At 43.2% G+C, this 13,316-nt stretch carries 13 protein-coding genes; all 13 read right to left on the reverse strand.

Going from position 1 to position 13,316, the window contains the following annotated elements:
• Nucleotides 1-70 precede the first annotated feature (70 nt).
• A complete protein-coding gene (locus tag DW059_RS03440; protein ID WP_117697838.1) occupies nt 71-2,182 on the reverse strand; it encodes a glycoside hydrolase family 13 protein in 2,112 nt (703 codons plus the stop codon).
• Between the two features lie 141 nt (nt 2,183-2,323).
• A complete protein-coding gene (locus tag DW059_RS03445) occupies nt 2,324-2,653 on the reverse strand; it encodes an LptM family lipoprotein (RefSeq protein ID WP_117697705.1) in 330 nt (109 codons plus the stop codon).
• A gap of 85 nt (nt 2,654-2,738) precedes the next feature.
• Entirely contained in the window at nt 2,739-4,049 is a 1,311-nt protein-coding gene (locus DW059_RS03450; protein ID WP_242986082.1) for a sensor histidine kinase, read from the reverse strand.
• Nucleotides 4,046-4,780 (reverse strand): LytR/AlgR family response regulator transcription factor, encoded by a 735-nt coding sequence (locus DW059_RS03455; protein ID WP_117697707.1) that lies wholly within the window; start codon nt 4,778-4,780, stop codon nt 4,046-4,048. The genes DW059_RS03450 and DW059_RS03455 overlap by 4 nt, the downstream gene beginning before the upstream one ends.
• A gap of 819 nt (nt 4,781-5,599) precedes the next feature.
• Nucleotides 5,600-7,450, reverse strand: a complete 1,851-nt coding sequence (ftsH, locus tag DW059_RS03460; RefSeq protein WP_022242335.1) for an ATP-dependent zinc metalloprotease FtsH — start codon at nt 7,448-7,450, stop codon at nt 5,600-5,602.
• Nucleotides 7,451-7,462: 12 nt separating this feature from the next.
• A complete protein-coding gene (gene hpt, locus DW059_RS03465; RefSeq protein WP_022242336.1) occupies nt 7,463-7,987 on the reverse strand; it encodes a hypoxanthine phosphoribosyltransferase in 525 nt (174 codons plus the stop codon).
• Nucleotides 7,980-9,440 carry a tRNA lysidine(34) synthetase TilS gene (gene tilS, locus DW059_RS03470; RefSeq protein WP_117697709.1) on the reverse strand — a complete coding sequence of 487 codons (1,461 nt, stop codon included), beginning with the start codon at nt 9,438-9,440 and terminating at the stop codon, nt 7,980-7,982. Before tilS ends, hpt begins: the two co-directional genes overlap by 8 nt.
• 1 nt (nt 9,441) lies before the next feature.
• Nucleotides 9,442-11,127 carry a SpoIIE family protein phosphatase gene (locus tag DW059_RS03475; protein ID WP_117697711.1) on the reverse strand — a complete coding sequence of 562 codons (1,686 nt, stop codon included), beginning with the start codon at nt 11,125-11,127 and terminating at the stop codon, nt 9,442-9,444.
• The gene (locus DW059_RS03480; protein WP_147326023.1) at nt 11,094-11,276 is read right to left on the reverse strand and encodes a hypothetical protein; all 183 of its coding nucleotides are present in this window, start codon (nt 11,274-11,276) and stop codon (nt 11,094-11,096) included. The genes DW059_RS03475 and DW059_RS03480 overlap by 34 nt, the downstream gene beginning before the upstream one ends.
• Before the next feature lie 170 nt (nt 11,277-11,446).
• Nucleotides 11,447-11,749 carry a septum formation initiator family protein gene (locus DW059_RS03485; RefSeq protein WP_022242339.1) on the reverse strand — a complete coding sequence of 101 codons (303 nt, stop codon included), beginning with the start codon at nt 11,747-11,749 and terminating at the stop codon, nt 11,447-11,449.
• 14 nt (nt 11,750-11,763) lie between these two features.
• Nucleotides 11,764-12,240 carry a spore cortex biosynthesis protein YabQ gene (gene yabQ / locus DW059_RS03490; protein WP_117697715.1) on the reverse strand — a complete coding sequence of 159 codons (477 nt, stop codon included), beginning with the start codon at nt 12,238-12,240 and terminating at the stop codon, nt 11,764-11,766.
• A complete protein-coding gene (gene yabP / locus DW059_RS03495; RefSeq protein ID WP_022242341.1) occupies nt 12,237-12,524 on the reverse strand; it encodes a sporulation protein YabP in 288 nt (95 codons plus the stop codon). The genes yabQ and yabP overlap by 4 nt, the downstream gene beginning before the upstream one ends.
• 82 nt (nt 12,525-12,606) lie before the next feature.
• Nucleotides 12,607-12,846, reverse strand: coding sequence for an RNA-binding S4 domain-containing protein (locus DW059_RS03500; RefSeq protein ID WP_022242342.1), 240 nt, complete (start codon nt 12,844-12,846; stop codon nt 12,607-12,609).
• Between the last annotated feature and the right edge of the window lie 470 nt (nt 12,847-13,316).

Raw genomic sequence — 13,316 nt, forward strand, 5'->3', positions numbered from 1 at the left:
TATAGCATAACGCCCTGCTGTGTGCAAGGCGTTTTTATGCATTTTTTGCATTTTTTATTTTGCCATTTTTTTATTCTTCCGGATTCTTTCCTTTCAGAATGACAGCTGCATGCTTTGGCAATGTAATATCCAGTCTTCCATTGACGATGTCATAGCTGACAGAAGAAATGGAGTATCCATTTTCACTGGTAAAAAGTATCTGTTCTAAAGTTCCATACTTCGGAAGCCCCACTGCCCATACAGACAAATCAATGTGCCGGATATTTTCATCATTATTTACAATAATGACAAACTGCTGTTCCCGGTTAAATCTTCCATAGCAGAGAAGATTATCCTCACCATTTAAAAATTTCACACTTCCGGTACGAAGTGCCGGGTTTTCTTTATGAATTCTGATGATATCACGATGGAAACGAATCAGTTCTTTATCTTCCCGGCCCCACGGATAAGTTCTGCGGTTATCCGGATCTGTAAATCCACATAGTCCGGCTTCATCACCGTAATAAACGGTAGGTGCTCCCGGCCAGGTCATCTGAATAACAACCGCCTCCCGTAGAACCGCTGTATTTACGCCCTCTTCTGCCGCTTTTGTTCCAAGGTGTTCCACTCTACCTACTTTATGATTGGTTCTGGTTAAAAATCTGGAATGGTCATGGTTGGAAAGTTCATTCATGGAGCACTGCAGCGATGGTGTCAAAAAGCTTGCCATATAATGCTTCATAGCGCCTTTAAAGTTCTCAAACTTTCCTATATTTTCCGGTTTAAAATCATCACTGTGTTTCTCCATTCCGGTAAGGAACCATGTCACCGGCTCCATAAAAGCATCATAGTTCATAACTGTATCCCACTGGTCTCCACCCAGCCAGTCTCTCGGGTCGCCGTAATGTTCTGCCAAAATCACTGCCTGTGGGTTGGCTTTCTTTACGGCATCACGGAATTCTCTCCAGAACTGATGGTTATATTCCGGACTGTGTCCCAGATCTGCCGCAACATCCAGTCTCCAGCCATCGGCATTATAAGGTGGAGAAACCCATTTTGCAGCCACATGCAGAATATAATCATGCAATGTATCTGAATCTTCGTAATTAAGCTTCGGCAATGTATCATGTCCCCACCAGCCATCGTAACTTCCGTTATCCGGCCACGCATTTTGATCATGGAACTGGAAAAAGTCATTGTACGGACTGTCCTTGCTGATATAGGCTCCCGGTTCATAGCCTGCTTCACTACGGTAGATTTTTTCACGATCCAGCCATTTATTAAAGGAACCGCAATGATTAAACACTCCATCCAGGATGACGCGGATGCCCCTCTGGTGCGCTTCCTTTACCAGCGTTGCAAAAAGTTCATTGCTTGCCTCCAAATTCCGTTTATCCGTCACGCGGGTGATATAGCGGCTGGCATGCTGGTTATTGCGGTCACCCGGTTGTAAAAGTTCTCCCTCATCCACCACTATTTTGCCGTAATGCGGGTCAATATAATCGTAATCCTGAATATCATACTTATGATTGGACGGAGAAACGAACAGTGGATTGAAGTATATCACCTCTATTCCAAGTTCTGTGAGATAATCCATTTTCTTTCTCACGCCCTCTAAATCTCCGCCATAAAATTCTGCTACCGAAAAATTCTCCGGGCATTTCTCCCAGTTATCTACCTTCTGACTGGTAGCACGGATATAGAAATATTCATCCGTCAACGGGTCGTTGGAAGTGTCTCCATTGTAAAAACGGTCTGTTAAAATCTGATACATAACCGCCCCTTTTGCCCAGTCCGGCGTGGAAAAACCCGGTACAATTTCAAAATTATACTGCGGTCTTGGTGTCTGATTCACGCCATAGCGGTCAAAGATACAGTGAAGCATTCCCGTCTCAATTTCAAAGTAATAGTAGAAATGCTCCTCTGTCATACGGATTTCTACGGAATAATAATCAAAGAGCCCCTCTGACTCGGTCTTTTCCATAAAATATTTTTTCTGTTCTGTACAAAGCCAGACTGCATCTACATTATCTCTTGCTGTACGAAAACGAATGGTCACCAGCTCTCCGACTTTGGGTTCTGCCGGACTACGATAATCTTCTGTTCCATCAGAAAAGAGTGCGCGTTTTCTAAGAATCGGGCGCATCTGCATAATATACTGCTGAATTCTGTTCAATTCATAAATCGATTGCTGTTTCTTCATCATCTTACAACAAGCCTCTCGTTTCTAAATAATTATTTTTATTACTATAATATACGAAAGTTCCAAAGATTACAACCAGAAAAGGACGGATACATTTTCCGTATCCGTCCCCTCTTTAAAGAAGTAACTCTATGAAATCTATTATATACCTAACTCCGCCTTTACGTCTGATACCCATTCTTCTACGGTACCATACCATTCAATCATTTCATTTAATTTGTCTTCTTCAATTTCAGTGTCTCCCTCTAACAGCTCTTTGTGCTGCTGTAAGACATCTGCCATTTCAACCATGGTATCAATCACATCCTGGTCGTATGCATCCGGATCCGCATTGATGGCATTCGCTACTTCATTGAATGATGTGCTTGCTTTATTGAATGCATCAATTGCAGCCTGTTTATCCGTTCCCCCGCAGGCAGCCAGTGAAATGCACATAGTCAATACCACTAAACATGAAATTATTTTCTTCATTTTCATCTTCCTCCTGTCTTTTGTGTGTCATCCTTGACTTAGATATATTTTACCATTCTTTCTTATCCAGCAGGAGATTCACGTCTCAAACGGCAGTAAAATGTACTGAATCGACATTCTTTTCCGACAGATTCAGACGGAGTACAAAATACTCTTTTTCCAATGAAAATGTATATACACCTCCATAGCGTTCCACAATGGCACAGATACTCCGGGTTCCGATACCATGTCCTTTTTTCTTTGAAACCGGGACTCCGTTTTCGAAGATTGGTGCTCCGGCACAGGAGTTTTTTATCTGTAAAAATACCTGCTGCTGTTTTTCATAAATCTGTACTTCTATTCTGGCTTCTTTTCCCTCTTTTTGTACTTCCCTGCAGGCATGGATGGCATTTTCCAGGGCATTAGACAATAGCACACACAAGTCAGTATCACTTATCACCGTCTTCGCTTTCATGCCGCCTTCCACTTTCATCACAATTCCTTCCGCTTCTGCCCTTCCTGCAAAGGATGACAAAATCAGATTCGCAGCTTCGTTTTCACAATACTGTATCACCTTCTGCTGTTCCAGCTCATTACAGATATCAGATATATAATCCTCTGCCTTCTGTATCTGATGGTTCTCCAAACAGGCATATAGATATTGTAAATGATGACGCAGGTCATGGCGGTAACGGCTGGCCAGATTCTGCGACTCCCGCAACGCCGTTATTTCACGCATGGACTGTGCTACCTGCATATCAAGGCTTTTCTGAATCTCCTTCATCCGGTTTTCTTCCTGCCCTTTTGTAAAGTTATACAACAAGAACACAAGATATGCCCCGCAACAGATAAACGGCATAAATTCCACAACAACCGGAGCCCCACTGGACAAAAGATCTGTGTACACCCTTGTCAGATAATCAAATACATAATACAGCACCGGTATCACACCAAACTGGCACTGCATTTTTCTGGAATAACCAGAAATATAGCGGACTGCCGGCGTCATAAAGTGCATCAGTCCAAACAGTAGTGGCAGCGTAATCAATAATTCCACCACATCCAGCATCAATACTCCTCCACCCAAAATTTCTACTGCAAGAAGTGCCAGCCAGCGTCGTAACTGGCAGCAAAGGTAGGCTGCCATCACAGAGAAAAATGGCCATAGCAATTTACCGGTCAGTCCACATAACAGTAAAATCAACGGAACATGTACCAGCAGCGGATAAATCTGCCTCAAAAAGCCATCATCCCATACATAGTAAATAATCCCCTGTGCAATCGGAATCAGTGCGATGCATATCCAGAATATGATCCGGTTTTTCCGCCGGTCCAGTGCATCACAGAAGGATGCCGCCAGCACACTTCCAAAAACACTGACTGCCACATTGTTAAAAAGGGACATCCAAAGGCTCATAACGTCACCTGCCCATCTTCAAATGCATTTTTCAGAAATGCACTCTTTATTTCATTGTATTTCCCTCTTGGAACAGGAATTTCCACAAGGCTTGACATCGTAATGGTACGATAAGAAAGATTCTTTATATATTCCAGATTCACAAGATATGAACGATGTGGACGTATAAAAGTTCCATAAGGCATAAGCTGCCGGCCCAGTTCATCCATGCTGCCGTTGCATTCATATACGGTTCCATCGGTCAGATGTATCAATAATGTCCTGTGGATTACTTCACAGTATTCCAGCTGTTTTAACGCAATCCGGGTAATTCCCGTCTTGCAGCGCAGTACAATACTGCTGCCATGCTCTTTTTCCATCTGTTCTAGCACAGAATCCAGCAGATGATAAAAGCTGCCCTTTTCAATCGGCTTCAACTGGTAATAATATGCTTTCACCTCATAAGACTGCACCGCAAACTCCACCGAAGAAGTAAGAAAAATAATTTTGATATTATTATCAAACTTCCGAATCTCGGATGCCGTTTGGATTCCATCTACCCCCGGCATTAAAATATCCAAAAACAAAATGTCAAAGCGGGTTCCTTTTTCCATTTCATTCAGCAAATCCAGCGGACTGTGATAGACTTTTGCATCTATTCTGTAATCACGCTCCCTGCGATACTCCTCCAGTAAGCTCTGCAGTTCTTTTAAAACCGTATCGTCATCATCGCAAAATGCTGCCTTTATCATGTTGTATCTCCCATCTATGTAGCAACTTTATCGAAATATTCTTTTCTCAAGATTCATTATAGGCAGTTTTGGAGCCGATGTCCACTGTTTGAGGGATGGGAGTTTTCTATGCGAGATAAGTGAGGAAAAAACTCCCTCACTTCCGCGATAGGCTCGGGAACAAGCTCCCTCACTTCCGCGATAGGCTCGGGAACAAGTTCCCTCGCTATCGCGGTATTCGTCAAAGTTCCAAGCTGTAAAAAAGAAACTCAAGCAAGCTTGGTTTCTTTTCCTCGCCTGTCACTTTTTCTCATTACTCGCGTAAAAAAAAGACGACCTTTCGCACGGTCGTCCTTTTAGGAGAAGGTATTTTTACTATGGGGTGTAGCAAAAATTATATAATGTATTGGGGGGTTTTTACGTTAATTATAGTACCATTTTCCCATTCAAAAGTGTGCACAAACTTCCAAAAAAAATCACATTCCTTTTATTCAATCTGTATAGTTCATAAATTTCATGGCGAAAATACCACTTATTTTTTGCACAAAAGAATGGCTTTTTAAGGCTTCTATTTTGGTCTGACCATTTTTCTGCTCTTTTCCTCATTACTCGCGTAAAAAAAAGACAGCCACCGATCGGCTGCCCTTTTAAGGAGAAGGTATTTTTACTATGGGGTGTAGTAAAAACTATATATATAATGTATTGGGGGGTTTTTACATTAATTATAGTATCACCTCTCCCGTTTAAAGTGTGCACAAACTTCACAAAAGTTGTGCCTACTTTTTGTATACTTTATATAGTACCTTTTTCCCATTTTCGAAAAAACTTTCTATTTGTGTTCTATTCCTCCGTTGTCTCAGTTACAACATCAGCTCCGCTCTGGAATAATGCTTCAAATTCATCTCTTCCAATCTTTTCTTTTTCCAAAAGAAGGTCTGCTGATTTATGGAGTACATCACTATTTTCCTGAATGATTGCCCTTGCTTTGGCATAGCATTCGTCAATGATACGTTTTACTTCTTCATCAATTTTGGATGCCACACCCTCGCCATAGCCTCTGGTATGTGCAAGGTCTCTTCCGATAAACACTTCGTCATCATCATTGTTATAATTAATCAGTCCGACATTTTCAGAAAATCCATATTTCGTTACCATTGCTTTGGCAAGCTCGGTTGCCTGCTTGATATCCTGGGAAGCTCCGGTTGTGATATCATCAAAAATCAACTCTTCTGCCACACGTCCACCTAAGGAAACAATTATCTGCTGCAGCATTCTTCCCTTGGTATCAAACATTTCATCACGCTCCGGCAATGGCATCGTATAGCCTGCTGCTCCACCTCCGGTTGGGATAATGGATACGGTATATACCGGTCCCACATCTGGAAGTACATGGAATAAAATCGCATGACCCGATTCGTGATATGCGGTAATCTTCTTTTCTTTCTCGGTAATAATCCGGCTCTTCTTCTCCGGACCGACACCTACTTTCAAGAAGGATTCCTTAATATCTTTCTGGATAATATAACTTCTGTTTTCTTTGGCTGCAACAATTGCCGCCTCATTTAAAAGATTCTCCAGGTCTGCTCCGGTAAAACCTGCTGTAGTCTGTGCAATCTGTTTCAAATCCACATCCTCTGCCAGGGGTTTATTCTTTGCATGTACCTTTAAGATTTCTTCTCTTCCACCAATATCCGGACGTCCCACATGTACCTTACGGTCAAATCTGCCCGGACGCATGATAGCAGGATCTAAGATATCCACACGGTTGGTGGCTGCCATCACGATAATACCCTCGTTGACACCAAATCCGTCCATCTCTACCAGCAGCTGGTTTAACGTCTGCTCCCGTTCATCATGCCCGCCGCCCATACCGGTTCCTCTTCTTCTTGCCACTGCATCAATCTCGTCGATAAATACGATACATGGTGCATTTTTCTTGGCATCTTCAAAAAGATCACGTACACGGGATGCGCCGACACCCACAAACATTTCTACGAAATCAGAACCGGAAATACTAAAGAACGGAACGCCTGCTTCTCCGGCAACTGCCTTGGCAAGCAGAGTCTTACCGGTTCCGGGAGGTCCCACCAGAAGAACTCCCTTCGGGATTCTCGCTCCCAGTCTGGTATACTTTCTCGGCTCTTTTAAGAAATCTACGATTTCTTCTAATTCTTCTTTTTCTTCCCGCAGTCCTGCCACATTTTCAAAGGTTACATTGCGGTTCTCATCGGTGGTCATCTTTGCCCGGCTTTTTCCAAAATTCATCATCTTGCTGCCACCACCACCGCCTGCTGCCTGATTGTTCATAACAATCATAAACAGAATAAACATTGCTCCAAACACAAGTAAGAGCGGCAATAAATTCATCAGCCAGTTTTCTGCCGGAATATCATTCACCACATAAGAAGTAAATTTTTCCTTATCCATCAGCGATTGAGCCTCACTGACATCCAGCACATATAAGGTCTCTTCTGACTTATCCGTTTTGACAATATCCAGTCTTCCGGTTGGATAAACTCTGTTTGGCTGCACTTCTACAGATTTAATCTCATCATCAGCCAGTTCCTGTTTAAACTGGGCATAATTATAGTCATCCTGATTCAGATGCTGTCCGTCCAGTAAGAACCAGACCAAAACCACAACTACAATCAGACTGATATAAAAGCCCCATCCTCTATATGATTTCTTCACGCAAACTCCTTCCTATCCCAAATCAAGAATGCCAATGTATGGCAGATTGCGATAGCGCTGGTCATAATCAAGACCATATCCTACTACAAATTCATCCGGAATTTCAAAACCGGTATAATCTACCGCAACGTCTGTTATCCTGCGATCCGGTTTATCTAACATTGCACACAATTTTAAGCTCTTCGGTCCTCTGGCGGATAAATCATCCAGCAGATAACGCAGTGTTCTTCCTGTATCAATAATGTCTTCAATGACAATTACATTTCTACCTTCAATAGATTCTTCCAAATCTTTCTTTATGGTGATTTTTCCACTGGACACGGTTGACGCGCCATAACTGGAAACGCACATAAAATCAATTGTTACCGGCACGGTAATACGCTTTGCCAGTTCACAGGTAAAGAATATACTTCCCTTCAGTATGCAGATTAAATGAACGCTTTCACCTTCATAATCCTTGCTAATTCTTTCTCCTAATTCAGCAATTTTACGATCAAGTTCTTCCTCTGAGAGTAATACACGAATCTGCTCACTCATTGTCTTCTCTTCCTCCATAATATTGTATTTCCAAAATCGTCTTCGTTGTACTGCTTACTTTGTAATATGCACTGATCCGGTATCCCACAATCCACAGGATATGAGCACCGTCTGCCACCAACGGAATCGTGTCCCGCTGCTCTTTTAAAATTTTCTCATTTACAAAATACTGCTTCAGCTTCTGTGTTCTGCCCGTCTCATCCAGCACAAAATAATCGCCCGGCTGTCTGTTCCGAATCAAAAGACTATTTTTTATTCTATCATAGTCCAGCCATTTCGTATACTTTTTTTTAGAAATTCCTTCCGGTAACTCTTCCCGTTTATAAATCCGGCAGGTAAAATCCGGATGTTCTTCTATTGAAATCCCACAACAACCGGCTGGTTGACCGCTTTGTCGTCCGACCGGCTGACTGGAAGACTGACTGGATAGCATTCCTACCGGTTCTGTAATTTTATGCTCCGGTTGTTTTTCGCACTTTTGCAGACGCACCCCGCCGTAAGTCCGCTCTGCCACCACCTGGTAAGGCAGGTTCACGCTTCTTCCCGTCTGCATGGCAAAAAGTTTCTGCACCAGTTCTACATGGGTTCTTGTAATATCTTTACTGCTTGCGGCCGTCTCACAGATACACTCCTTTATCATGCTTGTATACAGGATTTCCGGTTCTTTTAAAAGTTCCTCCGATATCAGGAAAGCCTGCGTCTTCCGGAAATCTTTTTCTACATATTGTGCTTTTTTTTCTTCTATTACAGCAGACAGATATTCCTGTGTCTTCCGGATGTCATCCCCAAGCTGTTCCATATGGGCATAAACTCCGGCATTCAGTTCCTCCAACACTGGAAGCACCTGATTACGGATCCGGTTTCTGCTATAATCCAAAGATGCATTGGTAGCATCCGTACAGTAGCTTTCACCTTTTTCTTTTAAATAATTTTCGATTTCCACCCTTGCCGTATGAAGAAGCGGACGGATGATGCCATCTCTCACCGGCGGAATTCCAGCCATGCCACGCATGCCGCTGCCCCGGATCATATTCCAGAGCATGGTCTCTGCCAGATCATTACGGTTATGGGCAACTGCAATTTTCCCTTCCGGCGCACCCAGTTCTTCTAACGCTTTATGAAAACTTTCGTATCGTAAATTTCTTCCCGCCTCTTCTTCCGAATATCCATGCTGCTTTGCATATTCCGGCACATCATAATCATAGCGGAATAGCTGCACCTGATACCGCCTGCAAAGTTCCTCTACAAACGCTGCATCCTGAAGGCTTTCTTCGCCCCGGATGCCATGCTGCACATGGACTGCTGCCAGCGTAAAGGAAAGTTTTTCTTTCAATTCCAGCAGATGCAGCAGCAGGCATACGGAATCTGCGCCACCGGACACTCCGGCAACCACTACATCCGACTGCTCAATCATATGATATTGTTCCAGAAAAGATTCTACACCAGGAATCATATTATTTCTCCCAAATTGCGGTAGCAAGCACCGTCATATCGTCTGCTGCCTTTCCTCCGGTAAAAAGTAACACCCGCTCCAAAATGCGTTTTGCAAGAATTGTTGCATTATTGGTCTCAATGCTTTCTATAATTTCCTGCATGGTTTCTTCCGGATTCGGCACATGTAAATATTCTAGCACACCATCTGATACCATGACAAGGAAATCTCCGTTATATAAGTCCTTTTCGCTTTTTTCCATATCCAGTTTATAAGATACGCCCACCGGAAGACTGGTGGAAATAAGACATTCCACTATGCCATTTCGCCGGATAAAGGTTGCCGCCGCTCCGATTTTATAAAAGTGGCAGGTTCCGTCATATAAATCCAGTTCACTGATATCCACCGTGGAAAATAAATCCTCCTGCCCTTTCATCACCATGGCAGAATTCATCATGCGGACTGCCGTTTCCACATCAAATCCCGCCTCCAGGAATTTTTCCACCAGTTCAATAACCATTTCACTTTCCTTGCAGGCAAGACTTCCAGAACCCATGCCATCCGATAAGCACATGACCATTTTTCCACTTTCCGGCTCCAAAAAGGAAAAGTTATCCCCGGAAACTGCTGCTCCATCCTTTACCATCCGGGCTACGCCATAAATTGCCTGAAACCGCGGCTCTTCTTCATAGGTATAGAGGTTGACGCCTTTTCCAATCAGCGTCTTGGTATCCTTCTCCGGAATCATGCGCCGGTTCAGTGCTCCGGCTACTGCCTTTGTCAGTTCTCTCGTAGTGACACAGCCTTCTTTTACCATGACTTTCATCACAAGCTGCCAGCGGCCGTTTTCCTTTTCCCAGAGCTGTTCATCAATCACTTTTATGCCCCGCTCTCTTGCCCGGTAAGCTATGTCCTGCAGATTTGACCGGCACTCTTCTGTAATATTTTTCTGCTTCTTTGCACAATCCTCCATGATATATGCCATGGCATCCAGCTGCTCGGCTATGACCTCACGGTTTTCTACCAGCCGGTTGTACCACGCCATATTTAAAGAAGCTTTTTCAAATATCCGAAGAGCCTCCGCCGTCATTTCCTGCATATAGGGGCAATATTCTTCCATTTTCTTTTCAATATCGCGGTTTGTCTTTCCCGCCTCCCGGATAGATTGCAGCAGTGACGACAAATAGCCGTACATGGGGCTGTCATCCTTTTCCCAGCAAAGAGCGCACTGGTCGCAGGAAACACACATTTTCCCGGTTATCTCATTTTGCATCCTGCCCATTTCCTCTGCCGAGAAACTGGTATGTTCCACATTCATCCGCCCGAATATATCTGAAAGGCTTTGAAAGGACTTTGCATAGGTCAGTAGTTTTTCTTCTTCATTACTCTTTATCTCCGGTATTGGCTGATTCACAAATGTGAATTCCAAGAAACTATGTATGATACGGCTTAACACCATGGTGGCTGCAAATATAAAGACTCCTTCTAAGACCGCCATTTCCGTCCGCATTCCGTCTCTTACGTTTAACATTTCTCCAAATACGGATAATAAGGTTGCCGAACAACCTGCGCCAAAGGCAGCTATCCAGGTATAGCAGCCTTTATTTACCCATTCTGCCAGCTTGATGATTACTATGGTTACCAGCAGTGTCATTACATATTTTGTCATCAGTGTCAGCGGCAGCATAAATGCCATTCCAAGAAACATTCCAATTCCCAGCAGCAGCCGTCCACCCCGTTCCAGGTAGCTGCCGCAAAATATGCCGGGATAAAAGGGTAGCAGCCTGCAAATCCTAATTTACACACTGCTACCCCTATAAAGCATATTACCGCCTGTTTCGTTCTCAATTTCTTCATTTCCATTGTTCCTCCTTCTCCTGTCATTTGTGACAGCAGAAGCTATTATAGAAATGTTTGTCCGAAATCTTTGTCAAACCGTTGTCTCATTTCAAAAAAGTTTTCGGCAAAAAGCGGAATGGTTTGTCTATTTTAAGTTTTTCTATGGTCTTTATGTTCTCGAAGCTGTTCTACTTCTTGTCTTCCTTGAAGATAATCTCATTTTCATGGGTCAGTCCCAGCTTGCTCTTTGCCTGGTCTTCAATATATTCCTGACTCTTGGTATATTCTTCGTAATTATCCAGCTGATTCTGACGTTCTGTTTCATCTTCTAAAGATTCCGTCAGTGCCTTCTCTCTGGCAGTATACTCCTGCTCCTTCTGGTAGAGCTTAACAATCTGAACTGACATAATCACCAAGAACATTATCGCAATCAAAGAGATACAGATTCTTCCGTTTCGTTTCTGTTTTCTTTTTCTTCGACTATTTGTCATACTCATTTCCTCATCTATAGTTTACATAACACCATTCTAATAGTTTTACGGATTTTTTTCAACGTTTTTTGTAATTTTCGTAATAATCTTCTGATTTTCCCTTTCAGGAAACGTAAGGGTACTGCCACCATGCGAAATACTGCCCGCAATGGTTTCCCCACTACTTGAAACAGTTTCTTAAATACTTTTACGATTCCCTTCACCAGCCATGGACTGATGGCATAATTGCATAACAGCATCCCAACGCTCATGCCCAGCATGCAAAAGCCCCGGATTGCTCCGTCATTTTCCCGGCAGAGCATAATAAATATAAATATGGCACTGCCGATGCAGTACAGCATATCCTCCACTGCAACCATCCCGGTTCTATGGGGTATCAGCCTGCGCAGAATCCGAAGCAGGTCAAAGGCTAAGATTAACAGAAATCCCACCAGCATGAACCGGAGGAACCTTAAGGCTTCACCGGAAATTTCCGGGCTGATTTCTATCATTTAAACAACCTGCCTAAGAAGGATTCTCCGCCACCTTTGTGATAGGTTTCCACATCCGAATAGGTTAAGCCATCAATTTTCCCTGTGACATCCACTTCCCCCTGTTCTAAGGACAGGCGGTTTACATGAAGGTCATTTCCCTTTATCAGAAGCATTCCCTGTTCTGTTTCCAGTAAAATTTCATTTACATCAAAAGAAAGCACATCCAGCACTCCGCTGAAGTTTGCACTTTTCCGGTTTGCCAGCAATACTTTATGTGCTTTTGCTGTTTTCAATTCTTCCATTCAGTCTCATACTCCTTTACCCGAAAGTTAGTCCTTTCCAAAATATATGAGACTGTTTCTCTTTTTATGCGTTTTTACTCTTTTACAGATAGCGGAATAATTCTCCTGCCTCTTCTTTCTTGGTGGTATCTGCGATTGCAACCACTTCTACTTTCACCGTCTTCTGGCCAAACATGATTTCGATGATGTCACCTGCTTTTACATTGACGGATGCTTTCGCCGGTTTGCCATTTACGGTGACACGTCCGGCATCACAGGCTTCGTTGGCAACGGTTCTGCGTTTAATCAGGCGGGTTACCTTTAAATATTTGTCTAATCTCATTTGCTTACCTTCTTTCTTTTTGAAATTCAAAGCAGCATTGTCCATCCTTCTATGTTCCATGAAGCAAAGAAACGGAAACTGGCTTTTGTATCTAATCAGAATGCGTTGTAATTTCTGTCCTGATTTTTCCTTGATGTAAGGCTGTCTTTCCGCTTGCTTTGACGGAATGCGGCGGGTGTCCGTCTGCTGCGGATACGACCACTCGCCAGCAAGGGTGGCTAAGCATTCTGCTTAAAGAAAATGGTTATTCTGGCAATCGGTGCAAAGTCGCATCCATGCTCCAATTGCACCTCGCTGACACCTCCCTGTGTCAGCGTTGCCGGTTGCTATGCAGAATGCAAGCCACCCTAACCGTCTCGTTCATGTATCCGCATACAGGCGAACACCCACCGCATTTTGTCAAACATTGGAAAGACAGCCTTACATCAAGGAAAAATCAGGGCTGCAATTACAGCATTCTGGTTTCACAA

The sequence above is a fragment of the Roseburia sp. AF42-8 genome (assembly GCF_003435965.1).
In the GTDB taxonomy this organism is placed as follows: Bacteria; Bacillota; Clostridia; order Lachnospirales; family Lachnospiraceae; genus Roseburia_C; species Roseburia_C amylophila.

What these genes read in the sequence shown, in the direction of transcription:
- DW059_RS03480 (WP_147326023.1), bottom strand. Translation starts at nt 11,276, where the DNA reads ATGAAGAAATTGAGAACGAAACAGGCGGTAATATGCTTTATAGGGGTA.
- DW059_RS03455 (WP_117697707.1), bottom strand. Translation starts at nt 4,780, where the DNA reads ATGATAAAGGCAGCATTTTGCGATGATGACGATACGGTTTTAAAAGAA.
- hpt (WP_022242336.1), bottom strand. Translation starts at nt 7,987, where the DNA reads ATGAGTGAGCAGATTCGTGTATTACTCTCAGAGGAAGAACTTGATCGT.
- yabQ (WP_117697715.1), bottom strand. Translation starts at nt 12,240, where the DNA reads ATGATAGAAATCAGCCCGGAAATTTCCGGTGAAGCCTTAAGGTTCCTC.
- DW059_RS03450 (WP_242986082.1), bottom strand. Translation starts at nt 4,049, where the DNA reads ATGAGCCTTTGGATGTCCCTTTTTAACAATGTGGCAGTCAGTGTTTTT.
- DW059_RS03440 (WP_117697838.1), bottom strand. Translation starts at nt 2,182, where the DNA reads ATGAAGAAACAGCAATCGATTTATGAATTGAACAGAATTCAGCAGTAT.
- tilS (WP_117697709.1), bottom strand. Translation starts at nt 9,440, where the DNA reads ATGATTCCTGGTGTAGAATCTTTTCTGGAACAATATCATATGATTGAG.
- DW059_RS03475 (WP_117697711.1), bottom strand. Translation starts at nt 11,127, where the DNA reads ATGTTTCTTGGAATGGCATTTATGCTGCCGCTGACACTGATGACAAAA.
- DW059_RS03445 (WP_117697705.1), bottom strand. Translation starts at nt 2,653, where the DNA reads ATGAAGAAAATAATTTCATGTTTAGTGGTATTGACTATGTGCATTTCA.
- DW059_RS03485 (WP_022242339.1), bottom strand. Translation starts at nt 11,749, where the DNA reads ATGACAAATAGTCGAAGAAAAAGAAAACAGAAACGAAACGGAAGAATC.
- DW059_RS03500 (WP_022242342.1), bottom strand. Translation starts at nt 12,846, where the DNA reads ATGAGATTAGACAAATATTTAAAGGTAACCCGCCTGATTAAACGCAGA.
- yabP (WP_022242341.1), bottom strand. Translation starts at nt 12,524, where the DNA reads ATGGAAGAATTGAAAACAGCAAAAGCACATAAAGTATTGCTGGCAAAC.